The organism is Agrobacterium sp. 22-210-1, assembly GCF_053522525.1.
Map to the genome: position 1 here is coordinate 436563 of NZ_JBNWCI010000003.1, position 25240 is coordinate 461802.

21 protein-coding genes are annotated in these 25240 nt (G+C 60.3%); 10 read left to right on the plus strand and 11 right to left on the minus strand.

From position 1 onward, the window contains the following. Positions 1–161 precede the first annotated feature (161 nt). The 7 genes from ACQZ5F_RS20335 to ACQZ5F_RS20365 form a co-directional block, all read right to left on the minus strand. Positions 162–2987: a condensation domain-containing protein gene (locus ACQZ5F_RS20335; RefSeq protein WP_448730836.1), complete on the minus strand. Its 2826-nt coding sequence runs from the start codon at positions 2985–2987 to the stop codon at positions 162–164. Positions 2988–3062: 75 nt separating this feature from the next. Beyond that, positions 3063–3341: a phosphopantetheine-binding protein gene (locus ACQZ5F_RS20340; protein WP_448730837.1), complete on the minus strand. Its 279-nt coding sequence runs from the start codon at positions 3339–3341 to the stop codon at positions 3063–3065. Next, on the minus strand, positions 3334–4173 hold the full coding sequence (locus ACQZ5F_RS20345) for a siderophore-interacting protein (RefSeq protein WP_448730838.1): 840 nt from the start codon (positions 4171–4173) through the stop codon (positions 3334–3336). The genes ACQZ5F_RS20340 and ACQZ5F_RS20345 overlap by 8 nt, the downstream gene beginning before the upstream one ends. A gap of 235 nt (positions 4174–4408) precedes the next feature. Next, complete coding sequence (locus tag ACQZ5F_RS20350) at positions 4409–5362, minus strand: ABC transporter substrate-binding protein (protein ID WP_448730839.1); 954 nt, start codon at positions 5360–5362, stop codon at positions 4409–4411. Between the two features lie 23 nt (positions 5363–5385). After that, positions 5386–6450 carry a FecCD family ABC transporter permease gene (locus ACQZ5F_RS20355; protein ID WP_448730840.1) on the minus strand — a complete coding sequence of 355 codons (1065 nt, stop codon included), beginning with the start codon at positions 6448–6450 and terminating at the stop codon, positions 5386–5388. Beyond that, positions 6447–7460, minus strand: a complete 1014-nt coding sequence (locus ACQZ5F_RS20360) for a FecCD family ABC transporter permease (protein ID WP_448730841.1) — start codon at positions 7458–7460, stop codon at positions 6447–6449. Before ACQZ5F_RS20360 ends, ACQZ5F_RS20355 begins: the two co-directional genes overlap by 4 nt. Beyond that, a complete protein-coding gene (locus tag ACQZ5F_RS20365; RefSeq protein WP_448730842.1) occupies positions 7457–8257 on the minus strand; it encodes an ABC transporter ATP-binding protein in 801 nt (266 codons plus the stop codon). The genes ACQZ5F_RS20360 and ACQZ5F_RS20365 overlap by 4 nt, the downstream gene beginning before the upstream one ends. Before the next feature lie 214 nt (positions 8258–8471). On the opposite strand from ACQZ5F_RS20365, the gene ACQZ5F_RS20370 reads away from it, so the two are divergent. Continuing rightward, positions 8472–9773, plus strand: coding sequence for an NtaA/DmoA family FMN-dependent monooxygenase (locus ACQZ5F_RS20370; RefSeq protein WP_448730843.1), 1302 nt, complete (start codon positions 8472–8474; stop codon positions 9771–9773). 2 nt (positions 9774–9775) lie between these two features. Here the strand turns inward: ACQZ5F_RS20370 and ACQZ5F_RS20375 are convergent, their stop codons facing one another. Further along, the gene (locus tag ACQZ5F_RS20375) at positions 9776–10552 is read right to left on the minus strand and encodes an IclR family transcriptional regulator (protein WP_448730969.1); all 777 of its coding nucleotides are present in this window, start codon (positions 10550–10552) and stop codon (positions 9776–9778) included. Between the two features lie 313 nt (positions 10553–10865). Here ACQZ5F_RS20375 and ACQZ5F_RS20380 point away from each other — a divergent pair, with 313 nt between their 5' ends. After that, a complete protein-coding gene (locus ACQZ5F_RS20380; protein ID WP_137087743.1) occupies positions 10866–12932 on the plus strand; it encodes a TonB-dependent receptor in 2067 nt (688 codons plus the stop codon). 85 nt (positions 12933–13017) lie between these two features. Here ACQZ5F_RS20380 and ACQZ5F_RS20385 read toward each other — a convergent pair whose 3' ends face one another. After that, entirely contained in the window at positions 13018–14205 is a 1188-nt protein-coding gene (locus tag ACQZ5F_RS20385) for an acyl-CoA dehydrogenase (protein WP_046800922.1), read from the minus strand. A gap of 97 nt (positions 14206–14302) precedes the next feature. Here ACQZ5F_RS20385 and ACQZ5F_RS20390 point away from each other — a divergent pair, with 97 nt between their 5' ends. The 8 genes from ACQZ5F_RS20390 to ACQZ5F_RS20425 all read left to right on the plus strand — a co-directional run bounded on the left by ACQZ5F_RS20390 (position 14303) and on the right by ACQZ5F_RS20425 (position 22946). Continuing rightward, a complete protein-coding gene (locus ACQZ5F_RS20390) occupies positions 14303–15229 on the plus strand; it encodes a LysR family transcriptional regulator (RefSeq protein WP_046800921.1) in 927 nt (308 codons plus the stop codon). Between the two features lie 127 nt (positions 15230–15356). Further along, positions 15357–16418 carry a LacI family DNA-binding transcriptional regulator gene (locus tag ACQZ5F_RS20395; protein WP_052819266.1) on the plus strand — a complete coding sequence of 354 codons (1062 nt, stop codon included), beginning with the start codon at positions 15357–15359 and terminating at the stop codon, positions 16416–16418. Next, the gene (locus ACQZ5F_RS20400) at positions 16415–17437 is read left to right on the plus strand and encodes an ABC transporter substrate-binding protein (protein WP_046800919.1); all 1023 of its coding nucleotides are present in this window, start codon (positions 16415–16417) and stop codon (positions 17435–17437) included. Before ACQZ5F_RS20395 ends, ACQZ5F_RS20400 begins: the two co-directional genes overlap by 4 nt. 174 nt (positions 17438–17611) lie before the next feature. Further along, complete coding sequence (locus tag ACQZ5F_RS20405) at positions 17612–18439, plus strand: ABC transporter permease (RefSeq protein ID WP_448730844.1); 828 nt, start codon at positions 17612–17614, stop codon at positions 18437–18439. Further along, positions 18436–19215, plus strand: a complete 780-nt coding sequence (locus tag ACQZ5F_RS20410) for an ABC transporter permease (protein ID WP_006315562.1) — start codon at positions 18436–18438, stop codon at positions 19213–19215. The genes ACQZ5F_RS20405 and ACQZ5F_RS20410 overlap by 4 nt, the downstream gene beginning before the upstream one ends. Further along, a complete protein-coding gene (locus ACQZ5F_RS20415) occupies positions 19208–20233 on the plus strand; it encodes an ABC transporter ATP-binding protein (protein ID WP_448730845.1) in 1026 nt (341 codons plus the stop codon). Before ACQZ5F_RS20410 ends, ACQZ5F_RS20415 begins: the two co-directional genes overlap by 8 nt. 2 nt (positions 20234–20235) lie before the next feature. Then, positions 20236–21156, plus strand: a complete 921-nt coding sequence (locus tag ACQZ5F_RS20420) for a nucleoside hydrolase (protein WP_448730846.1) — start codon at positions 20236–20238, stop codon at positions 21154–21156. After that, positions 21153–22946: an adenine deaminase gene (locus tag ACQZ5F_RS20425; protein ID WP_448730847.1), complete on the plus strand. Its 1794-nt coding sequence runs from the start codon at positions 21153–21155 to the stop codon at positions 22944–22946. Before ACQZ5F_RS20420 ends, ACQZ5F_RS20425 begins: the two co-directional genes overlap by 4 nt. Positions 22947–22997: 51 nt before the next feature. Here ACQZ5F_RS20425 and ACQZ5F_RS20430 read toward each other — a convergent pair whose 3' ends face one another. Continuing rightward, complete coding sequence (locus ACQZ5F_RS20430) at positions 22998–23699, minus strand: DNA helicase (protein ID WP_448730848.1); 702 nt, start codon at positions 23697–23699, stop codon at positions 22998–23000. 211 nt (positions 23700–23910) lie between these two features. Beyond that, positions 23911–25083: a M20 aminoacylase family protein gene (locus ACQZ5F_RS20435; protein ID WP_444562164.1), complete on the minus strand. Its 1173-nt coding sequence runs from the start codon at positions 25081–25083 to the stop codon at positions 23911–23913. Between the last annotated feature and the right edge of the window lie 157 nt (positions 25084–25240).

Below are 25240 nucleotides of genomic sequence, written 5' to 3' on the forward strand. Positions count from 1 at the left end.
CTCGGCCCTGTGCCGAGGATCTAATCACGTCCAATAAAATCGAGGCGTTGCAGATGCTCGGGACAGGCCCGAGCATGACGGAAACGGGCTTTCAGGACTTCGTCTACGAACTGAACCCGGCTCTGCGCCGCAAAGCCGGGTTTTCCTCGCACAAATCCAGCTCAGGCGAGCGTCGTCAACACCCTGTTCGAAGCGCCGGCTTCGGCAAAGCGGCTGAAGACGCCGCTGGTGGTGTTGCGCAGCCGCTCGACATCTTCAGGGCCGTAGCGGTCCGAACGGTAGCTCATCAGCACGCGAATGGAGCGCTCGCCGCCGATCATTTCTTCCATCACCTCGAATTGCAGCCCCAGCATGGATTCGTGCTTGTCGGGGTCGATTTGGCGGAACTCCACCGGCTTGCCATCCGGTCCGGCAAGCGTGCCGTTCAGCTTGTTCCTGGCGTGGATCTGGATGAAGACCTCGAACAGATGGTCGCGGCCCGGCGTCATACCAAGCGCCTCCTCGACGAGATCGATCGGGATTTCGCTATGTTCCAGCGAGCCGTTGATGGTGTTCTTCACCGAAGAAATCAGGTCGCCAATGGTCATGGTCTCGCCGAAACGCACGCGATGGGCAACGACCGTGGTGAAATAACCGATCGTATCGAAATAACCGCTATCGGTGCGGCCCGAAGCCGAGGTGCCGACCACGAGATCGCTCAATCCGCCAAGATGACGCAGCGATGCGGCTATGGCGGCGTAAACCACGTTGAACAGCGAGGCGCTGTTCTGCTTGGCAACGGCGTAAAGCCCGTCGCTGACGTGTTTTTCCAGCTTGAATTCGACCCAGCCGCCCGCCGGTGCTTCGTCCTGCGGTGCCTCGTGCAGCGTGCCATCCTGTCCGTTGAGGGCAAGGCCTTTCGGCGCATCACGCAACATATCGGTCCAGTAGGCAAGGTGGCCGGCATTGACGCCTGAGGCCACCTGTTTTCTGGCGAATTCATGGAAGGGCGCAGGTTTGGTTGCAAAGATCGGGGCCTTGCCCGCCGCTCTTGCCCGGTAGGCTTCTGTCAGTTCGTCCATCATCAGGTTCACTGACCATTCGTCCAGCACGATGTGATGGAAGAGGAAGGACAGCACCTGCCTGCCGGTCTGCGCATCACGCAGGAAACGCAGCCGCATCGGCAGTTCACGCTCAAGATCGAACCGCCAGCCGGCTTCCGCATGCCGGTCCACATCTTCGCTTTCTTCACTGGTCCAGAACCATTTGTAATCTGGCAGGTCATGCATCGGCACGATCTTCTGCAGAACCGTGTCGTTTTCGACGTAGAAATGGGTGCGCAGGCCGGGATGGCGCTCGATGATGTCGAGGAAGGCGCATTCGAAAGCGTTTTCATCGACGGGACCAAGGAAATCGAGCGCGAAGGGGATATTGAATATGTCGCCGAATCCGAAGGCGGCATAGGCCTTCCAGAGCGACATCTGTGCCAGAGAAAGCGGCGCGGTCAACGAGCCGGTCTCCGTTGCTTGCGCATGTGCGGGCGCTGCAGTTTCGAGGCGGGTCGCCTGTGTAGCGAGGGCGGCTGCGGTTGGATAGCTGAAAAGGTCGTTGAAACGCAGCTCTATGCCGTGATTGCTGAGCAGACGTCCGATGATGCGGGTGGCGATCAGCGAATGACCGCCAAAATCGAAGAAATCGTCGTCCGGGCCCATATCGGGTGAGGCAAGCGCCTCGCGGAATTCGGTGAGGATGGTCGCGGTGGTGGCGTCATCGCCAAGGCCGGTGGATAGGCGAGCCGCCTGCTCCGGTGTTGCGGAGGCATTTTGAGGTACGATGGCGGAAAAATCTGCGCCGCCTTCGAGATGGCTGACGAAACGCTCCAGCAGGAAGGCCGTCGCATGCGGCGACATTTCCTTACCGCCGGTCAGTTCGAGACGGATGTCACCGGCGGCTGTCGGGCCGGCGGAAAGGGTGAGACCAAGACCGGATTGCAGCGAGGGCAGGAGCAGGGGTTCGAACTGGAGGCCATGCTCCGATACGGGCTGAACGGGTGCCGCCAGCGCATGAAGTATGAAGGTGGCGGGCTCGTCATCATTGTCGTTTCGCTGTTCCAGTCCCGCCAGCACGGCTTTTTCAGCCTGTTCGGGCGATTGGTGACGCGAGATCGATATCCGTGATGCAGCCTCCGCTGAAGGTGGTGTGGGGGCGTCGGGGTGCAGGCGGAGCATCACGGTTTCCGGACCGTCGCTTGCGGCAAGGAACAGGGCGAAACGCGCACCGGCACGCGCCAGAAGCGCATTCGTCGCAGTAGAGCCGTTGAGGCCGAGCAGGGTGGCGGGAAGATCGACGCCGTGGCTGTGGCTTGCCGGCCTCTCCAGCCTGTTTTGCCGCAACGCCACGACGGCTGAGCCGGAGACCGGGCGCTGCAGCCAGCCGAGTGGAAGCGGGTTGATGCCACCATCTTCGACCTTGCGAGCGGAAAGCGGTTTTGGTGTCTCACCGGCATAGGCGGTGGAAATGCCATCCAGCAATATCTTTGGCGAGAGAACTTCGCCAAGCAGGCCGTGGACCAGAAAGGCCAGCAGGATTTCCCCTTCATTCAACAGTACCACCGCCTGGAAGGACGGGTCGGTTTCGGCATCGAAGGGCCGTGCCTGAAGGTCGTGCAGAAGGGCGAGGGCTTCAGCTGACGATGGCACCTGCAGCAATTGCACATCGGATGCGGACAGGGTTTCGATATTTTTTGAAAGGGCGCCATCCTCTCCGAAGGCAAAGCGTGCGCGAAGCTCGGGCCAGGCCTCGCAAATCGTCTTCAGCGCTGCGGTCAGGCGCAACAGGTCGCATTCTTCGCCGATGCGGTAGGCGAGAAGATGCCGGAAGACCTGATCGGGATCCTGAAACTGCTTAAACCAGATCCGCTCTTCGTATTGGCTAGGCGGTGCTGCGTCGCCTCTGTCAAAGCTTTCTTCGATGCGACGTGCGAGCATACGCGTATTGTCTGCTGCCATGGTCCTCTCCTTGGACATGTTCTGGAAAATGTTCAGGGACATCGCGCCGGGCGCGAAAAATCCTGTTGGCGGGGATCAGCCTCCCACGCGCGCCCGTTCGATCAACGCCTGCCAGGCAGCAAGCGTGGGCTGCCGGGCCAGGTCGTCATAGTCGAGACGCGTTCCGGCAAGCTGCGAAAGCGGCGGGATGAGGCGCATGAGGGCAAGCGAATGAAGCCCATGACCGAACAGGTTGTCTCCCGGTTCGATATCGCGCACCTCATCCTCCAGAACTCCGGCAAGAAGGGCCTTGAGGTCCGTCAGCATCGTTCCCGCCTCCCGCATCGCACCCGACGTGATTGCCGGTTCATTCATCGAAATGATCGTGCACGCCGCTGGCGCCCCGCCGCCAGTAACCGGAGGCGCGTGTCCATTTGGGGTTTGCGCCGAATTCTGCGATCAAGAGGGCGCGAATCTCCTTTGCGGTCTTCGATTCGCAGGCGACCCAGCTGAAGAAATCGCCCTTCGGCAGATCGAGCTTGCGCAGCGCGCCCATCAATGCGTCGTGATCGGTTCCGCTTGTGGTGTTTTGCGTCACCCAGACGATCGAAGCGTCAGCCTTGGTGGCGATGTCCAGGCGGTCCGCATCCGTTTCGACCTCGATCAGCGCCACGGCCCGTGTGCCTTCAGGCATTTCTTCAAGCCGTCGGGCCAGCGCAGGAAGGCCGGTATCGTCGGCGATCAGCAGATGCCAGTCATAGGTGAAGGGAACGGTGAAAGAGCCGCGTGGACCGGCAATCCACGCCCTGTCGCCCACTTTGGCGGCTTTGGCCCAGTTGCTGGCGGGGCCGTCATGATGGGTGGCGAAATCGATGGCGAGTTCGCCCTTTTCGGCATCGAAGCTGCGCGGCGTATAATCGCGCGCCAGCGGGCGCGGCGCGCCTTCCGGGAATTCAAGGCCGTTCGGGCCGATCACCGGCAGGTTCGGCTCGGTTTGGCCGGGAAGCGGGAAGAACATCTTGACGTGGTCGTCAAAACCGAAGCTGGCAAAACCCTCCAGTTCCGGTCCGGTGAGGACGATGCGCACCATGGACCGGCTGAGCTGTTCCACCCGCGCAACATCGAGGCAGCGCAGCTTGACGGCGTGGCGATGACGTTTCGGAGTACGGTCCGGAACGGCGGTTTCAATGCTGTCGGTTATGCTCATGCTGTTGTCTTTCGTGGGATGTTGCCGACGGGTTCGGCTGTCTCGCTGTCCCGGATCGGCGTGCGGGATGATCGCTAATCGGAAGTGTTATCCGGTGCGATAATCCGGCATCGTTGCGTCAAGATGTGCAAACCATAACAGGCGCTTCCGGCTGTCGCAATATAACTTTACATTAAAACTCAAGTTTATAGCCGGCGCATGAAGTACGCGCCGGTATTCGCAGTTTTCGAGAAAATCAGGGGCGGGCCGCCCAGCCTTCCACCGCGTCCAGCGTGTGCAGGGCGCTGGGAATGGAAGGCGTCGTGACCCTGGTGGAATCGAGGAACACGATCCTGCCTTCGCGGGCCGGTTTCACGAAACGTTCCCAGCCGGGAATGATCTTTTCCAGTGCCGCGCGCGTTCCGGCCTCACCCCGCGCAGGGCTCGTATAGCTGTTCATCACCACCAGCATATCAGGATTGAGCTTGCCGAAAGCCTCGGCACTCAGCGGCATGGTGAGGGTGGAGCCAAGTCCGCCGGAAGAGGCGGCGTTATCGATCTTTAACCGGGCATAACCCAGATCCTCCAGTGCCTGCACCGCGCCGGACATGTCGCCAACCGCATTGATCTGGTCGGTCAGCAGGATCGCCAGATAGGTCTTGCCTTTGACATCTTCGCCCAGCGTCTTTTTGACGGCGGCAAGTTTGGTGTCATAGGCCTTCCGGCGTTCGGCGAAAGCGTCGCTCCGTCCCACGAGACCGGCAAGATTCTCCTCCACGCTGAAACCATAGGCATGGCCGGTGCTGACCTTTTGCAGATAGACGGGGGCGACGGTGGAAAGCTGTTCGGCCTTGCCGCCATCCATTTCCGTTGCCACGATCAGATCCGGTTGCAGCGCCCGCAGCTTTTCAAGATCAATCTGGCCGACAGCGCCAAAACCTTTGGGTTTCGTGCGGCCTTCACCAAGGACGGTATCGATAAAATCGACGGCGGTGGCGAATTTGCCGTCGCTATTGCGGCCATAGGCGCCAACCACATTGGCGCCGAGATCCATCAGCGGCACGCCCAGGAGCGGCTCATGCATGACGACGATGCGTTGCGGCTTTTCCGGAACGGAGACGGTGCGGCCGGCGGCATCGGTCACGTTGCGCTCGGCGGCAAGGCTCGTTCCAGCGGCCAGAAAGGCGGCGAGTAGGATGGCAATTCGCATGGCATTCCCTTTATTCAGTTCATTCAATGGCTGTTGGTTCTGCGCAGCGCCTGCAGGCGCAGCGTGAGGATGAAAAGCGGCACGCCGATCAGCGTCAGTGCAAGGCCGATCGGCATCGGCGTATCAGCCACCAGCCCGCGCGACAGCGTATCGGCGGTTACCACCAATATCCCGCCGGTGAGCCCGGAGAGAAAAAGCCTGGCGCGGCCGACGGCGGGCGAAACGAAAGTGGCGAGATGCGGGGCTATGACGCCGAGAAAGGTGAGCGGGCCGACCGCGGTGACGGATGAGGCACTGAGGATGACCGCGAAAACGATGACGAGCGGGCGCGAATGCCTGACGGTTTCGCCAAGCGCCATGGCCATCTCGTTGCCGAGATCGAAGACCGCAAGTGCCCGACCGAGCAGAAAGATGCCGGCGAGACTTGCGGCAAAGAGGGGCGCAAAAACGAGATTGGTGGACCAGCTTGCCTGAAACAGCGAACCCGCCATCCAGTCGGCCAGTGAAAGTGAAGTTTCCGCCGGCGTGTAGAGTAGAAGCACAGAGGAGACGGATGAAAGGGCGGATTCTATCGCTATCCCCATCAGCAGAATGGCAAGTCCGCTGGAGCGTTCACGTCCAACGAGGGCGATCAGGAGAAAGGCCACTGCCAGACCGCCGCCGACGGCCGCAAGCGCTACCATGGTTTTTGGCGCGGCCGGCACCAGCACCAGAAGCAGCATGATGGTGGTCATCGACCCCTGGCTCAGACCGAACAGGCCTGGATCGGCGAGAGGATTGCGGGCGACGGATTGCAGCATGGCGCCTGCCAATGCCACACTCCAGCCGGCCATGAAGCCGAGCAGAATGCGCGGCAGCCGCACCGTCCACAGCGCATAGGCCTGATCGTCGCCCAGATGCCCGCCGGCAAGGCCGTGCAAAAGGTCGAATAAACCTGTTTCAGTATTGCCGAGGCTAACGGATATGGCGGCGAGCATCAGCGCCAATCCAATCAGCGCGAGGCCGGCCTTCAGATTGCCGATGCCGATTTGCAGGCCGCTCGGCAGCCTGAGTACCGCTTTGCCGTTGGTGGCGAAATGCCGTTTCATGACAGCCCCCTTTGCGAAGGCGAAAGATAAAAGCGCTTGACGATGACGATGAAGACGAGGCCTCCGAGCAGATCCATGAACAGCCCGGTATTGACCACATAAGGCGCAAACAGAGTCTGTGCGCCAAGATCGGCCAGCACGCAGAGGCCCGCGCCGACAAGGGCGGACGCCGGCAAAGCGAGCGTGAAGTTCACGCCGACCAGCGGCCGGATCATATGCGGCACGATAAGGCCGACGAAGCCAATCGGGCCACAGATCGCCACCGCCGAGCCCGATGCCAGCATGGTGGCAAAAAGCGCGACCCGGGAAATACTTGTCACGTTCACACCTGCGGAGGCGGCTTTTTCCGCGCCCAGCAGAACGAGCGTCAGCGGCCGGGCGACTAATAACAATATCGCCAGCGCAATGGCTCCAATCCACCAGAAATCGATGAGCCGCGCGGCATAGACGTGGTTGATATTGCCGCCCACCCAGCTCAGAAATTCGCTGCGCCGTGTGGGGTTTGATAACAGCAGGGCATTGGTCACGCCGATCAGCAGCATCGAAACCAGAGCACCGGCGAGGATGACCGACAGGCCGCGCGGATCGTTCGACCGACCGGCAAGACGGGCGACGAGGAAGCAGGCGCCAAAGCCGAGACCGCTGCCGACGAGTGCCGCTAATCCCTGCACCTCCGGAGAAAAATCGAACACCAGCGCGCCGGCAACCACAAAAAGCGTCGCGCCGGCATTCAAGCCCAGAGTGGAGGGCGAGGCGAGGGGATTGCGGACAAGCCCCTGCAGCACGCAGCCGCTGACGGCGGTGGTGGCGCCCACGTAAATCGCGATCAGCGAGCGCGGGATCTGCTGATAGAGCAGCACCGACTGTTCATAGGTGTCGGCCTCACCCCGCCAGAGCGTCGTCGCGATCTCGGCAAGCGGCATATCGCCGGTCATAAGGAGCAGATTGACGGCGAGAATGGCGGCCAAGAGCAGCGCGGCGGCAAAAATCAGCATTACTTTCGAGGTCATGCCGGGATGGCCTGTTCCTGCCGTTCCAGTCGGGGCACGCAGATGAGCCGTCCCTGACGGGAGAAGATATCGGCTTCGAGATCGAAGACCTCGGCGACATTTTCAGGGGTGACCGTTTTTTCAACGGGCCCTGACGCCAGAACCCGTCCGGCTTTCAGCATGATGACATCATCGGCAAAAGTGGAGGCGAGGTTGAGATCGTGCAGCACGACGATAACGGTTTTGCCGTGCCTGTCGGTCAATTCGCGCACGAGGCCGAGAACGGCATATTGATACTTCATGTCGAGATGGTTGACCGGTTCGTCCATCAGGATCACGTCGGTATCCTGCGCCAGCACCATGGCGATGAAGGCGCGCTGGCGCTGGCCGCCGGACAGCGTGTTGACCTGTGCTTTCGCCTTGTCTTCCAGCCCGACGGTCCTCAGCGCCTCGGCAAAAAGCGCCCGGTCGCGTTCAGTCGGGCCGCCTGCAAGACCGTATCGCGCATAACCGGCGAGCTCGATCAACTCGCCAAGCGTCATATAGTCAGGGCAATGGCATTCCTGCGGCAGATAGGCGATACGGCGGGCGAGTTCCCGGCGTCCGATTTCGCTGATCGAACGCTCGCCAAGCCTTATTTTGCCTGATGACAAAGGCAGGAAACCCATGATGGTTTTCAACAGCGTCGACTTGCCGCAGCCATTCGGGCCGACCAGCGCCGTCACCCGCCCGGCTTGGAAACGGGCAGACAATCCCTTCAAGACGGGGACGTGTCCGTAGCTGGCGTGAAGGTCTGTCGCATCAAGCACCGGATACAACTCCTGTTATTCATGCGGCCATGCGTCGAGACGCCGCACAGCCGTTATAAGCATTTGAAATTAAATATCGATCTTGCGAAAAACGGGTCCCGTTCAGGCAAGCGCGACGCTCTGATCTTGAAGCGACACTAAACTATAGTAAAACTCTCCACAAATCGAAATTTGCCGATTCAACCCGCGGATTTCTTGCCCGTTATTTCAATCGAGGTGCATCATGTCAGTCGCAGCCAAGCTCCATGTCGGTATGTCGCTGGCCCCAACCTGGCTCAGTGGCGAGGCGTGGCGGCGCGCGGACAGCGATATAGGTGGGGTGTTTTCCAGCGATTATTTCGTCGATCTTGCCCAGCGCGCCGAGGCCGCATATGTGGATTTCGTGTTTCGGCCCGATACGCTTTTTCTGCGTACCGAGGGGCTGGAGACCGGCGGCGGATTTGCCAGCATGGACCCGACCATGCTTCTCGCCGCAATTGCCCGGGAGACCAGTCGCGTCGGCCTGTTATCCACCGTTTCGACGACCTTTTTGCCACCCTATGTGGTTGCTCGCCAGATTCAGTCGCTGAACTGGCTGAGTAACGGCCGGGCGGGGTGGAACATCGTGACTGCCCTTGAAGGCCATGAAAATTTCGGCCTCAAGCAAATGCCGTCGCCGCAGGAGCGCTATGAACGCGCCGACGAATTCACGCAGGTGGTGCGGCAGCTTTGGGCAAGTTTTCCGAACGAGGCGTTGAAGCTCGACAGGGAAAGCGGGCGGTTTGCCGATTCCTCGCTGGTGCGGCCGGTGGCACATGAAGGGCTGCATTTCAGCGTCAAAGGCCCGCTTAACCTGCCGGCCCATGCCAGCCGCATTCCGCTGGTGCAGGCGGGCGCTTCTCCCGAGGGCCGTGATTTCGCCTCGTCGGTGGCGGATGCGGTTTTTGCCTCGACGCCGGATATGCAGGCGGCCATCGAACTCAGGGCGGATTTGCGCCGCCGGGCCGAGGGGCATGGCCGCAGGGCGGATGAGGTGAAGCTGATGCCGGGCCTCAGCCTTTATCTGGCGAGCAGCCGAAAGGAGGCGCTGGAACTCTTTGCGGAGACCCATGCGCGCGCCAACCGCGCCCGCGCCTTTGCCTCCATTCGCGATATGACGGGCCTTGATCTTTCGGAGTGGCCGCTCACGCGGATCGTCACCGCTTCGGATCTGTCGCTGCCGCCTGAAACACCGAGAAGCCGCACCCATGCCAACCTTTTACGCCGGCTGATCGAACGGGAGACCCTGAGCGTCGCAGACCTGCTGCAACGGCCGGAAGTGATGGGGTCTGGCCACTGGCAGATCATCGGCACCGTCGAGGATGCTTTTGAAACCATTCGGGAATGGGCGCAGGCCAGTGCGATAGACGGTTTTGTCGCGGTGCCCGGCGGGTCTGTTGCTTCGATGCGGCTGGTATTGGAGCAGCTGCTTCCCCGGCTTGGCGACGCCGGGCTTTTCCGCACCGGCTATTCCGGCCACACATTTGCGGACCATCTGGCCGAATAGGTTTACGATCCGCCGGATTCGCTCGTCGCTTTTGTGGCTGCTTCGAGCAGTCGCGAAAAATGCCCTTCGGCCTCGGCTGTCGCCAGGAAGGATACGGTGGTGACGACGCAACAGATTTCGCGCTGGGCATCGAAAACCGGGGCCGCCTTGCCCGTCAGGGCCGAAAACAGATGCTCGTTGAGTTCCGCACCGCCTGCCTCGCGGATGGCGTTGAGAACCTTCGCCTCGGGGCGTGAGCCGCGAAAGGTGGCCGGCTGCAATTTGCGCACGGCGGCAATTCTATCCGGTGGTAGGTAAGCCTGAAAAACCAGTCCGCAGGCGCTGTTGTCCAGCGGCAGAACATCACCGAGCGCTACGGTACTGATGGAGAAGCTGGCGCTCCTGTGCCATTGCACTACGGTCGGGCCGCGATCGGTCCAGATCGCCACGCCGCAGCTGGCGCCGATCTGCGAAGCCAGATTTTTCATCTGGCGACCGGCGGTCTCGACCGGATTGATTCGTCTCAACGCGCTTATGCCTATCCCCAGTGCCGCCGGCCCGAGATCGTAGCAACCGCTTGCGGGGTTCTGGGTCACCAGTTCTTCCCGCACCAGGCTCTGCATATAGCGGTGCGCGGTCGAACGGCCGGTGCCGGCGCGTTTGGCCAGTTCGCCAAGCGCGAGTGCCGTATCTGATTTTGCGAGAAGGTCGAGGAAACGCGCCGCGATCGATACGGATTGAATGAGCGCTGAGCGCTTCTCGCCCTCGTTTTCCGGCAGATCATCGGCATCGTCATTCATGGCCTTCAAGCCTATTCCCCTTGTACGGCCCGAATTGTATGGCCCGGACATGCCTAACGCATCGGCCGGAAAATCGGAATTGATTTCTGGCAGGAAAACAGGCCGTTGCGACGCTTTGCCATCCTTGGTGCTAGGGGGTGGTCGATAAACTTTGTTGTAAATATGGCACATCCCGTTACGGAACCCCGATTGTCCGCAATGCAGAACGTATTCTCTATTGCGAAACAGATAACGCATCCGTTACTTGAATATGACTTTAATACTCATGTTTATTTAGGGGTGTGTTATGGGGTTTCGCTCTAACGGTCGTTTGATGAACGGGGTCAGCGTTCTGACGCTGGCGACGCTGTTTGTAACGCCGGTCCTGGGTCAGGATCAGCAGGCTGAGACAGCGGGGACGACAGTTCTTAAACCGATCGTCGTGACCGGTGAAAAAGTGGCGCGCGATATGAAGAACACGGCGTCGTCCGTTTCGGTCATATCCAGCGAGAAAATCAAAAAGGAAAAGACCGGCGATCCGACCGTTTCGGAAGCGATCAAGGATATTCCGAACGTCGTTTATACCGACAATGTCAGCGCGCCCATCATTCGCGGACAGGACACGCAGGGACCGAATACCGGCTCCATCGCCTTCTTCACCGGCACGGTGCCGCGCGCGACGATCAATGTCGACGGCCATTACCTCGGTTATAACGAGTTCATCTATGGCGCGAGTTCCATCTGGGATGTCGAAAGCATTGAGGTGTTCCGCGGTCCGCAGACCACCTCGCAGGGTGCGAACGCCATTGCCGGCGCGATCCTCGTCAATACCAAAGACCCGACGTTTACGCCGGAGGCGAGCTATCAGGCCGAGATCGGCAATTATCACCAGAAGCGCGGTTCCTTCGCCTTTTCCGGCCCGCTGATCGAAGACGAACTGGCGGCGCGTATGGCGATCGATTATTCCGGTCGTGATACCTTCATCGACTACATCAATTCCGCTTTTGCCCATGACGGTACGGACCAGAACTTCAAGGAGTTCAACGGTCGTTTCAAGCTTCTGTGGGAACCCTCGGAAATCCCCGGCCTTTCGACCAAGCTCACCTATTCCTATAACGCCTCCAACCGTCCAAGCCAGGAAGCGGCGTCGCGTCCCTTCGAGGACCTGAACCACATCACCAACACGATGCCGAGCTTCAGCCAATATACCAATACCGGCATTCTCGACATCAACTACGATTTCGAAAATGGTGTGAAACTGTTCAACCAGACGCAGTTTTCCTCGTCCATTGCCAAGCGCAGGGTCGGCATTGCCAATACCGGCGATGCCGATATCGACCTCAAGAACACCTCCCACGAAACCCGTGTGACCTTCGGCGATCAGGAGGATGTGCTGAGTGGGGTGGCGGGTATCTTCTACGCGCATACGAAAGCCGACGAAGTGCTTTATCTGCGCGGAACATCGCGCTTCAACGACACCAAGGACAATCTCGGTCTCTTCAGCGAACTGAGCTATCGCCTGACGGATCAATGGACCCTGACCGGCGGGCTGCGCTACCAGCAGGACCAGATTCAGCGCAGCGGTTACAGAACGCTGAGCGCCACAAGCAGAAGTTCGGTCAATTATGACGAGACTTTCTCTGAAATTCTGCCGAAGGCCTCGCTCGCTTATGCCGTGAATGACGACTGGACGGTGGGTGGTTTGATCAGCCGCGGTTACAATCCCGGCGGTGTCGCATTTGACCTGACGACCAGCAAATGGCGGACCTTCGACAAGGAAACCATCTGGAATTATGAGCTTTTCACCCGCGCCAGCCTGCTGGATGACACGCTGACGATCAACGGCAACCTGTTCTACATGGACATGAAGGATGCGCAGTTCAACGTGCCGATCGTCGTGTCCACGGGCATCAGCGAATCCTACACTGTCAATGCCGAAGAGGCCCATGCTTACGGCCTGGAAATCGGCGCCGATTATCAGGTTCTCGACAATCTGACGCTCAAGGCCAGCGCCGGTTTGCTGAAGACGGAAATTGACGAGATTTCCAGCAATTCCGCCTATCTCGGCAAGGAATTCGCCAAGTCACCCGGTTACAGCTTCACCATCGGCGCCAGCTGGGATGTGACGGACAAGTTCACCGTCTCGGGGCAGGTGCGCCATCTCGACGGTTATTATTCCGACACGGATAACAAGGCCGTTTATGCGATCGAGCCTTATACGATCGCGGATGTGCGAGCGAGCTACAAGTTCCAGGAGGAGCTTGAATTCTACGCTTACGTCAAGAACGTCTTCGACGAACGCGCACCGACGCTGATGAAGGAAAATCGCGGCATTGGCGGCATTGAGGCCAGCATGACCGAACCGCGCATGTTCGGCATCGGCGTTCGCGGCACCTTCTGAGCCACCGCGCGAACTAGAAAGACAAAAAGGCCTTCGAAGATAGCTTCGAAGGCCTTTTTCTTATTGGGAATAATGGGACAAAGCCTCAGAAAAACGCCTGAATTCCAGTCTGCGCCCGGCCGAGGATCAGCGCGTGAACGTCATGCGTGCCCTCATAGGTATTGACCGTTTCAAGGTTCTGGGCGTGGCGCATGACGTGATATTCGATCTGGATGCCGTTGCCGCCATGCATGTCGCGGGCCTGGCGGGCAATATCCAGCGCCTTGCCGCAATTGTTGCGCTTGACGATGGAGATCATTTCCGGCGCCATCCTGTGCTCGTCCATCAGCCGGCCGACGCGCAGTGATGCCTGAAGGCCGAGCGCGATTTCGGTCTGCATGTCGGCGAGCTTCTTCTGGTAAAGCTGCATGCCGGCCAGCGGCTTGCCGAACTGCTTGCGGTCGAGACCATATTGAAGGGCGCGGAACCAGCAATCTTCGGCGGCCCCGAGCACGCCCCAGGAAATGCCGTAGCGGGCGCGGTTGAGGCAGCCGAACGGGCCCTTGAGACCGGAAACATTCGGCAGCAATGCGTCTTCGCCGACCTCCACGCCATCCATGACGATCTCGCCGGTGATCGAGGCGCGCAGCGAGAGTTTGCCGCCGATCTTGGGTGCGGAGAGGCCTTTCATGCCCTTTTCCAGCACGAAGCCGCGAATCTGATTGTCATGGGCTTCCGATTTTGCCCAGACGACGAAGACATCGGCAATCGGCGCGTTGGAAATCCACATTTTCGAACCGCGCAGGCGATAGCCGCCGGCGATCTTTTCTGCGCGGGTCTTCATGCCGCCGGGATCGGAGCCGGCATCCGGCTCGGTCAGGCCGAAACAGCCGATCAGCTCGCCGGAAACGAGGCCGGGCAGATATTTCTTCTTCTGTTCGTCCGAGCCATAAGCGAAGATCGGGTGGATAACGAGCGAGGATTGCACGCTCATCATCGAGCGGTAACCACTGTCAATCCGCTCCACCTCGCGGGCGACGAGGCCATAAGCCACATAGCTGGCGTTGGCCGCGCCATATTCTTCCGGCAGGGTAACGCCGAGCAGGCCGGTGCGGCCCATCAGGCGGAACAGTTCCGGTTCGGTGGTTTCGGAAAGATAGGCCTCGGAGACACGCGGCAGAAGTTCCGATTTGCCGAAGGCGGCGGCGGCGTCGCGGATCATCCGCTCGTCGTCGGTCAGTTGGTCTTCGAGCAGAAAAGGGTCCTGCCAATTAAATGCTGCGCGTTCGCTCACTTTATGCCTCCGGATTTGCTGGCCGGATTATTGGTAATCGGCCCTGCCGGCACAAGCCATGTTTACTCATTTTCGCATTACCTTTAGTAATAGGCTCATGACATCTCTCAGCCGTAAACTCCTGCCGTCCACCAGTGCGCTTGCCGCCTTCGATTCCGTCGCCCGGCTCGGCAGCTTTTCCGCCGCAGCCGATGAGTTGGCCCTGACGCAAGGGGCGATCAGCCGGCAGGTTATGTCACTGGAAGAACAGCTTGGCGTGCGCCTGTTCGAGCGCGGTGCGCGCGGCGTGGCGCTGACGGCGGAGGGCAAAACTTACGCGAAATCGATTGCCTCGGCCCTTGGCGAGATACGCTCCGCGTCCCTGCAGCTCATGACCAAAACGCATGGCAATACGCTGAACCTCGCGATGCTGCCCACCTTCGGCACCCGCTGGCTTCTGCCACGTATTCCCGATTTCGTCTCCAGTCATCCGGAAATCACCATCAATTTCGCCACCCGTATCGGCCAGTTCGATTTCGAGCGTGAACAGCTGGATATGGCAATCCATATTGGTCAGGCGGATTGGCCTGGGGCGGAAAGCACCTTTCTGATGCATGAAATGGTCGCTCCGGTATGCAGCCCTGAGTTTCTCAATACGCATCCGGTCGAAAAGGCAGGGGATCTCGCCACCCTGCCGTTGCTGCACATGGCCTCGCGGCCAGGGGCATGGGGCCACTGGTTCGAAAGCCTCGGCCTTTCACTCGCCCTGCCGCAGGGCATGCGGTTCGAGCAATTCTCCAGCGTGGCGCAGGCCTGCATCGCTGGGCTTGGCGTGGCGCTGATGCCGCTTTTTCTGATCGACAACGAGCTGAAATCGCGGCAGTTGCTGAAGGCGTTCGATCATCAGGCAAAAAGCCCAAGCTCCTATTATGCGGTGGCGCCGCTCTCTCGCGCCAATCATGTTCCCGTCGTCCTGTTTCGCGACTGGCTGGTGCGGCAGGTGGAGGCCTATCATGCGGCGAACGGCTCACCGCTGCAAAAATAACCGCACTTTTTTCGGGCATTTATGTCTTATGCCCAGCTTTTCGCCGATTTTGCCGTCCATTGGACTCGACAGGGCGGTTTCGCTCGATTATCGTGATTAAACGTTTAATCAGCCCTTTCGGTCCACCATGGCGTCTTCACGGCCTGCCACCAATCTGAGCGCGATAGCAACGGCACTCGGCGTGTCGGTGGCAACCGTGTCCAATGCGCTGTCGGGCAAGGGCCGGGTTTCGCCTGATCTGGCGGAGCGCATCCGCAAGACGGCAAGCGAGCTTGGTTATGTGCCGAGTTCGGCGGGCAGGGCGCTACGCACCGGCAGATCAGGTGTTCTGGGGCTGGTTCTGCCCGATATTGCCAATCCTCTCTTTCCACAGATTGCGCAGGCCATCGAAAAGGCAGCAGTGACTGCCGGTTACGGTGTGCTGATCGCCGACTCGCGTGGTGAGATCGCCATGCAGACGGATGCCATCAACCGGTTGATCGAGCGCGGCGTGGATGGAATGGTTATTGTTCCCCGCCGCGGCACGCGCATTACCGATGTTGATTGTCCTGTCGCGGTGATCGACAGCCCCTCGACCCCCGGAAACACTGTTGCCGCCGACCACTGGGATGGCGGCCGGCAGGTTGGCGAATATCTGGCGGCACTTGGCCACAAAAAAGTGGTGCTGGTCGGCAAGAACCGGGATTCCAACGTGCAGAACGACCGCCTCGGCGGCATTCGCGATGGTCTTGGCAAGGCCTGCGTTGCACAGACGCTGTGGATAGACGCCATCGAAAAGGCCGGCGGTGCGGGCTGCCGGCTTGGCCTTGCCGACAGGGTCGCGGATGGTTTCACCGCGTTTGCCGCCGTTTCCGATCTGCATGCGCTGCGGGTGCTGACCGAATTGCAGCGCGAGGGCATCGAAGTGCCGGAAGAGGCCAGTGTCACAGGCTTCGACGATCTGATTTTCTCGGCCGTGGTCACGCCGCCGCTGACGACGATGCGCATGGATATGGGCCGCATCGCCGATCTCGCGGTTGGAGCGCTGCTGCGTGCGATTGACGATGTCAGCGAAGCCGGCATCGCCGTCGATGTTACGGCAGAAATCTCGAAAGTACCGATGGCGCTGATCATGCGCGGCTCCACCGGCAAAGCAAAGCATGATGCGATTGAAGCCAAAAAAATCACAGCAGGAGAACTCACACCATGAAAAAGATCATTCTTGCATCGGGCGCTGCCCTGATGCTGACGATGGGAGCCGCTGAGGCGCAGGACAAGACGCTGACGATCTCGGTCTACGCCTTCGCGCAGGACGAATTCAAGGAACTGGTCTATACGCCGTTTGAGCAGAAATGCGGCTGCAAGCTGGTCGTTGAGACCGGCAACAGCGTCGAGCGTCTGGCCAAGATGGAGGCCAACAAGGCCAATCCGGTGGTCGATCTTGCCATCGTCTCCATGGCGGATGCACTTTCCGCCACCCGTAAGGACCTGATCCAGAAGATCGACGCGTCCAAGGTTCCGAATATCGAAAACCTCTATGATATCGCCAAGGACCCGAATGGCGACGGCATGAGCGTCGGCGTCAATTTCTACGCCACCTCCATCGTCTACCGTACCGACAAGATGAAAATCGATAGCTGGGCCGATCTCCTCAAGGACGGCATTGTCGATCACGTCGCCTTCCCGAACGTCACCACCAATCAGGGCCCGCCGGCGCTCTATATGCTGGGCAAGGCCATCGGCAAGGACACGCCTGATCTTTCTGGCGCCATCGAGGCCGTGGGCGAAAAGAAAGACGATATCGTCACTTTCTACGTCAAGTCCTCGCAGCTGGTGCAGCTGATGCAGCAGGAAGAAATCTGGGCAGCGCCGATCGGCCGTTTCTCATGGGCGCCCTTCACCAAGCTCGACCTGCCGCTTGCCTGGGCCACGCCCAAGGAAGGCCAGACCGGCGGCATGAACGTGCTCGTGGTGCCGAAGGGCACGAAGAACCAGGAACTGGCGCTGCAATTCATGGATTTCTGGCTCTCGACCGACGTTCAGAAGGCGTTGGCCGAAAAGTTGGTGGACAGCCCGACGAACAAACAGGTCAAGGTTTCCGACGAGGTGGCGAACAATATCACCTATGGTGATGAAACCGCACGTAGCCTGCAGCTTATTCCGTCTGACGTGACGCTCGATAACCGCGACAAGTGGTTGTCGGAGTGGAACTCCAAGGTCGGGCAATAAGCCGAGACAATTTCAGTCAGGAACGGGGTGATTTTCAGCGTCCGCAAGGGCTCGCCCCGTTTCAGGAAAAGCGGTTTGGTCGTCCCCTGACCGCTTTTCCAACCTTTTCAGACCGCAAGCCGGCACGCCGGCTTCAACCGTAACCGGCCGTGTGGCCGTTCAGGGAATAAACCAATGTTTCAGAACCGGGCCGAAGCGCTGGCGCTTGCCTTGCCCGCTGCGATTTTTGCGGCGGCGGTTTTTCTTGTGCCGGTCTTCATGCTTTTGTCGGAGGGCTTTCGCACCGCTGACGGCTGGACATTGTCGGCCTACGCCGATTTCTTTTCCGATCCGCTGAACCAGACGGTTTTCCTGCGCACCCTCAAGCTCGGCGCGCTCGTCACCGTCGTTTCGGCGGTGGTAGGCTATGCAGCGGCCTTCGCCATCATCAACCTGTCGCAGGGGACGAAGGGCCATGTGGTCAATCTCGTTGTACTGCCGCTGATGATTTCGCCGGTCGCCCGCACCTATGCCTGGATCGTCATTCTCGGCAGAACTGGCATCGTCAACCAGGCGCTGCAGGCGGTGGGCCTCAGCGATGCGCCGATCCGCATCCTGTTTTCCGAGACGGCTGTTTTCATCGGCCTTCTGCAATTGTTCCTGCCGCTGATGATCATCTCGCTCATCAGCGCGCTGGAGAATATGCCGAAGGATACCATCGCCGCTGCCCGCGTTCTCGGCGCAAACTGGTTGCAGGTGTTCTGGAAGGTCATCCTGCCGCTCACCAAGGAAGGGCTGGTCGTTGGCGGCACGCTGGTCTTTACCGGTTCGCTGACGGCTTATATCACGCCCGCCATTCTCGGCGGCTCCAAGGTGCTGATGCTGGAAACCCTGCTTTACCAGCAGGTGACGGTCTCCAACAATTTCGTTGCCGCGAGCGTCATCGCCTTCATCCTGATCATCATGAGCTTTGCCGCCAATATCCTGCTGAAGCGCATCGCCACCGCAAGGAACAAGAAATGACCCGGCAGCTCTTCATTCCGCTCACGCTTCTTCTCGTTGTCGGTTTCCTCATCGGGCCGTTCCTCATCATCGTTGCGGCCTCGTTTTCGGCCGGCGATACGCTCGCTTTTCCGCCGCAGGGCTTTTCGCTGAAATGGATCGCCAAGGTCTTCACGGTCGAAAGCTTCCGCGAAAGCTTTGCGATGTCGATGTTCCTTGCCATCGGCGGCACGTTCACGGCGCTCATCCTCGGCATTCCAGCCTCTTACGCCATGTCGCGCTACAAGCTGCCCTTTGCCGAGACCGTGCGCACCATCGTTTCCGCGCCGATCATCGTGCCCGGCATCATCGTTGGTCTGGCGCTGCTGCGCTATTTCGTCGTGCCCTTCGGCATTGGCATCACGCTTGCTTTGTTTCTCGCCCACACAGCGCTCATCCTGCCCTATGCGGTCAGGGTCGTATCGGCCAGCCTCAACAATCTGCGCTCGGATATCGAGGAGGCGGCGGTGCTGCTCGGTTCGTCGCGCCTCGGCGCATTTTTCCGGGTGGTGCTGCCCAATATTCGCGGCGGCATCCTTTCTGCCTTCATTCTCGGTTTCGTGACGAGTTTCAATCAGGTGCCGGTGTCGCTGTTCCTGTCCGGCCCCGGCGTGCGCACGCTGCCCATCGACATGCTGGGTTACATGGAAATCGTCTTTGATCCTTCCGTTGCAGCACTTTCTTCGCTGCTCGCCTTCCTTTCCATCGGCATCGTCTTCATGGCCGAACGTTTTCTGGGGTTCTCCCGTTATGTCTGACGCAAATTATCTTTCGCTCAACAAAGTCTCGCTCGCTTATGGCAACAGCATTGCCGTCAAGGATCTCGATCTCGATATCCGCAAGGGCGAGCTTCTGGCCTTGCTGGGGCCTTCCGGCTGCGGCAAGACAACGACGATGCGCGCCATTGCCGGGCTGATGCCGGTGGCGGGCGGGCGCATCGATCTCGACGGGGCCGATATTACCCGTGTCGCCGCCAACAAGCGCGCCGTGGGTCTGGTGTTCCAGTCCTATGCGCTCTTCCCGCATCTGACGGTTTACGAAAACGTCGCCTTCGGCCTGAAACTCAAGGGCATGAGCGGCAAGGCCCTGGAGGACAAGGTCGCCTCCGGCCTGAAATCGGTGGGTTTGTCCAACTTCGCCTCCCGCAAGCCGGCCGAACTTTCCGGCGGTCAACAGCAACGTGTCGCGCTGGCGCGCTCCATGGTCATGGAGCCCAAGGTGCTGCTGCTCGACGAGCCGCTCTCCAATCTCGATGCCCGTCTGCGGCTTGAAATGCGCACCGAATTGCAGCGTGTGCAGAAGGAAACCGGCGTGACGATGATCTTCGTCACCCACGACCAGATCGAGGCTTTGGCGCTGGCTGACCGCATTGTCGTCATGAAGGGCGGCAAGATCGAGCAGATCGGCACGCCGGAGGAGATTTATAACGCACCGGTTTCCTCCTTCGTGGCTGACTTCGTCGGCTTTGAAAACATCTTCGCGCTGGAAGGCGGCGCGCTGAAAACCGCAAACGGCACAACACCGCTTCCCGGACCAGTCCCTTCAGCATCTGGACTGGCCTGGCGGCCGCGCATGGTCACCCTCGGTTCAGGTCCTTTCCAGGGAACCGTGCGCGGCACATCCTTTGCCGGCAACAGCCGTGAATATCTGCTGGATACGCCGCTCGGGCCCGTCAAGGCGGAAACCGATGCGGCGCTTGCCGCGCATGTCATCGGTGATACGCTTGCCTTCGACCTGCCGGTCGAAAAGGCGGCAAGTCTCAAGGTGTTCAACTGACCATGGGTGTGTGGATCGATACCGATATGGGCTTCGACGACATTGCCGCCATATTGGTCGTGCAATCGTCCGGCCTTGCCATTGACGGCGTTTCTCTGGTGTTCGGCAATACGACGCTTCAGGCGGTCTGCGGCAATGCCGCAGGCGCCGTTGCCGCCTTCGGTTGGTCCATGCCGATCCATCAGGGCAGTGCCAAGCCCGTGCTCGGCGCGCTCGAAACCGCCCAGTCGATCCTTGGCGATAGCGGCATCCCGACTGTCGGCCAAAGCCTGCCGGATGCACCGGCCTTGCCGAAAAGCGATGCCTTTGCCGCGCTCTGCGGCTGGCTGGAGGGGGAAGGCGAAAAGCGTATTCTGGCGCTCGGCCCGCTCACCAATATCGCGGCGCTTTGTCTCGCCCGGCCTGATCTTGCCGCCAGAGTTTCCGATCTCACCTGGATGGGTGGCGGCGTGACCAGCGGCAACCACACGGCGTCGGCCGAATTCAACGCCTTTGCCGATCCCGAGGCGCTGGCCATCGTGCTCTCCCACGGCCTGCCGCTGCGCATGGTCGATCTGGACGCTTGCCGCAAGGTCACCGCCTCGCCGGCCGATGTGCTGCCGATCCGCAATGCCGGCGGCAAGAATGCCGGGCTGATTGCCGATCTGCTGGAAGGCTTCATCGGCATCGCCACGAGACGCGGCAGAGCCGCCATGGCGCTTTATGATCCCGTGGCCGCCGTTGCCTTCACGTCCGGTCTCATCGGCTGGCGGCAGGCGCGGATCGATATTGAGCTTCATTCCGCCTTGACCCGAGGCAGAACGGTGGTCGAGGCGCGTGCCGACAAGGTGGAAACCTTTAATGCGCACTTCGCCGAAACCGTTGATGCTGAAGGCACAAAGGTTGCCGTTCTCGAGTCATTACGCCGGGAGGCCGCCCGATGAGTGCGCAATTCCCGATACGAGAGAAGGCTGATCTTGCCGACGATGCACTGCGCACCCACGCGGTTGCCGCTGCGCGCGGTGACCAGCCTTTCGACGTCCTCATCACCGGCGGAACATTGGTGGATGTGGTGACGGGAGAGCTTCGCGCCGCCGATATTGGCATTGTCGGCCCGCTGATCGCCAGCGTCCATGAGCCCGCCAGCCGCAGCGACGCTGCGAGCATCATCGATGCTGCCGGTGCTTTTGTCTCGCCCGGCCTCATCGACACACATATGCATATCGAAAGCTCGATGGTCACACCGGCCGTCTATGCGGCGGCGGTGGTCGCCCGTGGTGTTACCACCATCGTCTGGGACCCGCATGAATTCGGCAATGTGCACGGCGTCGAAGGGGTGCGATGGGCGGCGAAGGCAATCGAAAACTTGCCCCTGCGCGCCATTCTGCTCGCGCCCTCCTGCGTGCCATCAGCTCCGGGGCTGGAGCGCGGCGGTGCGGATTTCGACGCCGCCATTCTTGCCGATATATTGTCGTGGCCGCAGGTCGGCGGCGTTGCGGAAATCATGAACATGCGTGGCGTCATCGAGCGCGATCCGCGCATGAGCGGCATCGTACAGGCCGGGCTTGTCTCCGGCAAACTGGTCTGCGGCCATGCCCGCGGCCTGAAAGATGCCGATCTCAACGCCTTCATGGCGGCGGGCGTTTCTTCCGATCACGAGCTGGTCTCGGGCGAAGACCTGATGGCGAAACTGCGGGCAGGGCTCACCATCGAGCTGCGCGGCTCGCATGACCATCTGCTGCCGGAATTCGTGGAAGCGCTGAACGCGCTCGGCCACCTGCCGCAGACGGTGACGCTGTGCACCGACGACGTGTTCCCGGATGACCTGCTGCAGGGCGGTGGGCTTGACGATGTGGTGCGCCGCCTTGTCCGTTATGGCCTGAAGCCCGAATGGGCGCTGCGCGCCGCAACGCTCAATGCCGCGCAAAGGCTCGGCCGTGCCGATCTCGGCCTCATTGCCGCCGGTCGTCGCGCCGATATCGTCGTTTTCGAGGATTTGAGCGGTTTTGCGGCCCGCCAGGTGATCGCGAATGGCAGGGCTGTCGCTGAAGGCGGCCGCATGCTTGTGGATATCCCTGCCTGCCACGCAACCGCGCTCGAAGGCTCGATGAAGCTGCCGCTTCGTGAACCCGATGATTTCCGGGTCGCATCCAAAGGCGCGAAGGTGCGCCTCGCCACCATCGACCGCCCGCGCTTCACCCAATGGGGAGAAACGGAGGCTGCGGTAAAAGACGGTTTCGTTATTCCGCCCGAAGGCGCGACGATGATTTCCGTCACCCATCGCCACGGCATGGCCGAGCCGATCACCAGAACCGGCTTCCTCACCGGCTGGGGAAACTGGAACGGCGCCTTCGCGACCACCGTCTCGCACGACAGCCACAACCTCACCGTTTTCGGCGGCAATGCCGAGGACATGGCGCTCGCCGCCAATGCAGTGATAAAGGCAGGCGGCGGCATGGCTGTCGCCTCCGAAGGCAAGGTGACTGCGCTGCTTTCGCTCCCGCTCTCCGGCCTCGTTTCCGATGCCCCGCTTGAAGACGTGGCAATGGCTTTCGAAGAGTTGCGCGAAGCCGTCGGCAGGGTGGTGGAATGGCAGCCGCCTTATCTCGTCTTCAAGGCCTGCTTCGGCGCCACGCTCGCCTGCAATATCGGCCCGCACCAGACGGATATGGGCATTGCCGATGTTTTGACGGGCAAGGTGATGGAAAGCCCGGTGATTGCGGTGGTGAGATAAGAGCGCCAAGACTGACTGCCGCGATGTCGCCATCGCGACAGCCAGTCCTCATCAGTTCACATTGTGAAGTTGTGCCTCGCCATTATGGAGAAAGCAGGCTTTGCTGAAGAGGCCCAAATCCATCAGGTTGGGCAGGCGGATATCACGGATATCCGGAAGCCGTTTGTTTTCCGGATCGAAGGACCGGTCGATCTGCGAGATGAATGCGAGAATAACGCCGGTTTTTTGCGAGAATTCGCCAAGTGCGGCCACCTGTTGAGACAGGGCCGGTTTGTGCCGCTGCTGATCGAGTATTTGCAGATAGTCGATTACGGCAAAGGTCCCCGGTTTGGCGGGGGACAAATGGTGGGTGATATAATCGGCGCTTATCTCGTCCGATGTCACGATCTCCGTTTTTGTCCCGCCGGTTGCGTGCCTGTCGATGCGCTTTCGCGCCTGTTGCTCCGTCATTTCCAGCGTGAACAACACAGACCGCCTTTCGTCCTCGGCCGCCGCGCATAAAAGTTCAAACCCAAGCGCCGTTTTGCCGTGGCCCGGACGGCCGGCAAGCAGGAGCATGTCGCCATTCACGAGGCGTGAGAAGATGGTTTCGGATAATGAGCTCGCCGCAACATGCGCGGAGAGCAGACTCCACCTTGCAAATCCTTCCTCGCGCGCAATCTGGTCCAAAGCTTCGTGCAGGGGAATGTTATTGGTTCGGACCATGAGTTTGGCCCGGCGTTTCAATTGAAAAATCGGCGTAGAAAGTTTCATCAAAAGACCTCTATTCCGGGTCTGAAACGCAATCCCTCCTTATGCGAATGCCCGAACAGACGGTTCGATGATGATATTACCCCGCACGTCGAATACTTCCCCGAAAGGAGGGGGGAGGCTTGGGTCAAGCCTGTGCGTTGAAGTTAGCGCCGCCCTCGATTCGTCGCAAGCAACAAGAGCTCCGGTCAGAAAAACAGTCTGAACAACGAGGCTACTCTGCCGCCAGTTCCTGCTCCACCAGCGTTGCCCAGAACGCCACGCCCGGCACGATGGCCGCATCGTTGAAGTCGTAGGAGGTGTTGTGGTGCAGCGCGCCATCCACTGCCGGGCCGTTGCCCAGCCAGACATAGCAGCCGGGCGCTTCGCCCGCGAAGAAAGCGAAGTCGTCGCCGGCGGTCGAGGGCGGGAAGGCGGTGCGGGCCTTGGTGCCGAATACCGTTTTTGCGGCCCGGAGCGCCCGTTTCGTCGCATCCGCCTCGTTGATGACGGGTGGAATGCGGCGGATGAATTCGTAATGCGCCTCGATGCCGAACATCGCCGCCGTGCCCTTTGCCAGCCTGCCGATTTCCGCTTCGAGCTGGTCGCGCACGTCAGCCGCATAGGCGCGCGCCGTGCCGCCGATTTCGACGAGATCGGGAATGACGTTGAGCGCCTTCGGGTCGCCCGCCTGCACCGAGCAGGCGCTGACCACAGCGGGTTGCAGCGGATCGACGACGCGGCCGACGATGGTTTGCAGCGAGGCGAGGAAGGTGCCCGCCGCCGTTATGGGGTCACGGCCGAGATGTGGCTTGGCGCCATGGGTGCCGATGCCCTTGAAGGTCACGCGCCAGCTGTCGGAAGAGGCAAGCTGGGGGCCTTCCACCACCGCCATCTCGTCGATGGCTAACCCCGGCATATTGTGCAGGCCATAGACTGCATCGCAGGGGAACAGCGAGAAAAGCCCGTCCTCCACCATTTTTTTCGCGCCGCCGCGGCCTTCTTCGGCCGGCTGGAAAATGAAATGCACGGTGCCGGAAAAATCGCGGGTCTTTGCGAGATAGCGCGCAGCACCCAGCAGCATGGCGGTGTGGCCATCATGGCCGCAGGCATGCATCTTGCCGGGAAATTTCGATTTATAGGGCCGGTCGGGCACTTCCGGCATGGCAAGCGCATCCATGTCGGCACGCAGGCCGATGCTGCGGGTGCCGTTGCCCACCTGCAGGGTGCCAACGACGCCGGTGCCGCCAAGACCGCGATGCACCTTCAGCCCGGCCCGTTCCAGAAGGTCGGCGACGATGGCGCTGGTTCTCTCTTCTTCGAAACCCAGTTCCGGATGCGCGTGCAGATCGTGGCGAAGCTCCGTCAGGAATGGCAGGTCCTCACCGATCCGGTCCAGCAGTCTCATGGGCAGCTTGTCCTTGAATATGGGAAAAACCCGAGTCATAGGTGGGTTCGTCCGAATGCCTGTTGCTTTGTTTCCTTCTAGCTGAAAAAGCCAATGAAATGAACCCGCCGCATGTGTGCGGTTGCTGAAATGCTGAATATGCCGAACGGGGTTGGCG

Bases quoted from the DNA above. Each gene is read 5' to 3' on its own strand.
- ACQZ5F_RS20335 (WP_448730836.1), bottom strand. From the start codon at position 2,987: ATGGCAGCAGACAATACGCGTATGCTCGCACGTCGCATCGAAGAAAGC.
- ACQZ5F_RS20340 (WP_448730837.1), bottom strand. From the start codon at position 3,341: ATGAATGAACCGGCAATCACGTCGGGTGCGATGCGGGAGGCGGGAACG.
- ACQZ5F_RS20345 (WP_448730838.1), bottom strand. From the start codon at position 4,173: ATGAGCATAACCGACAGCATTGAAACCGCCGTTCCGGACCGTACTCCG.
- ACQZ5F_RS20350 (WP_448730839.1), bottom strand. From the start codon at position 5,362: ATGCGAATTGCCATCCTACTCGCCGCCTTTCTGGCCGCTGGAACGAGC.
- ACQZ5F_RS20355 (WP_448730840.1), bottom strand. From the start codon at position 6,450: ATGAAACGGCATTTCGCCACCAACGGCAAAGCGGTACTCAGGCTGCCG.
- ACQZ5F_RS20360 (WP_448730841.1), bottom strand. From the start codon at position 7,460: ATGACCTCGAAAGTAATGCTGATTTTTGCCGCCGCGCTGCTCTTGGCC.
- ACQZ5F_RS20370 (WP_448730843.1), top strand. From the start codon at position 8,472: ATGTCAGTCGCAGCCAAGCTCCATGTCGGTATGTCGCTGGCCCCAACC.
- ACQZ5F_RS20375 (WP_448730969.1), bottom strand. From the start codon at position 10,552: ATGAATGACGATGCCGATGATCTGCCGGAAAACGAGGGCGAGAAGCGC.
- ACQZ5F_RS20380 (WP_137087743.1), top strand. From the start codon at position 10,866: ATGAACGGGGTCAGCGTTCTGACGCTGGCGACGCTGTTTGTAACGCCG.
- ACQZ5F_RS20390 (WP_046800921.1), top strand. From the start codon at position 14,303: ATGACATCTCTCAGCCGTAAACTCCTGCCGTCCACCAGTGCGCTTGCC.
- ACQZ5F_RS20395 (WP_052819266.1), top strand. From the start codon at position 15,357: ATGGCGTCTTCACGGCCTGCCACCAATCTGAGCGCGATAGCAACGGCA.
- ACQZ5F_RS20400 (WP_046800919.1), top strand. From the start codon at position 16,415: ATGAAAAAGATCATTCTTGCATCGGGCGCTGCCCTGATGCTGACGATG.
- ACQZ5F_RS20405 (WP_448730844.1), top strand. From the start codon at position 17,612: ATGTTTCAGAACCGGGCCGAAGCGCTGGCGCTTGCCTTGCCCGCTGCG.
- ACQZ5F_RS20410 (WP_006315562.1), top strand. From the start codon at position 18,436: ATGACCCGGCAGCTCTTCATTCCGCTCACGCTTCTTCTCGTTGTCGGT.
- ACQZ5F_RS20415 (WP_448730845.1), top strand. From the start codon at position 19,208: ATGTCTGACGCAAATTATCTTTCGCTCAACAAAGTCTCGCTCGCTTAT.
- ACQZ5F_RS20420 (WP_448730846.1), top strand. From the start codon at position 20,236: ATGGGTGTGTGGATCGATACCGATATGGGCTTCGACGACATTGCCGCC.
- ACQZ5F_RS20425 (WP_448730847.1), top strand. From the start codon at position 21,153: ATGAGTGCGCAATTCCCGATACGAGAGAAGGCTGATCTTGCCGACGAT.
- ACQZ5F_RS20430 (WP_448730848.1), bottom strand. From the start codon at position 23,699: ATGAAACTTTCTACGCCGATTTTTCAATTGAAACGCCGGGCCAAACTC.
- ACQZ5F_RS20435 (WP_444562164.1), bottom strand. From the start codon at position 25,083: ATGAGACTGCTGGACCGGATCGGTGAGGACCTGCCATTCCTGACGGAG.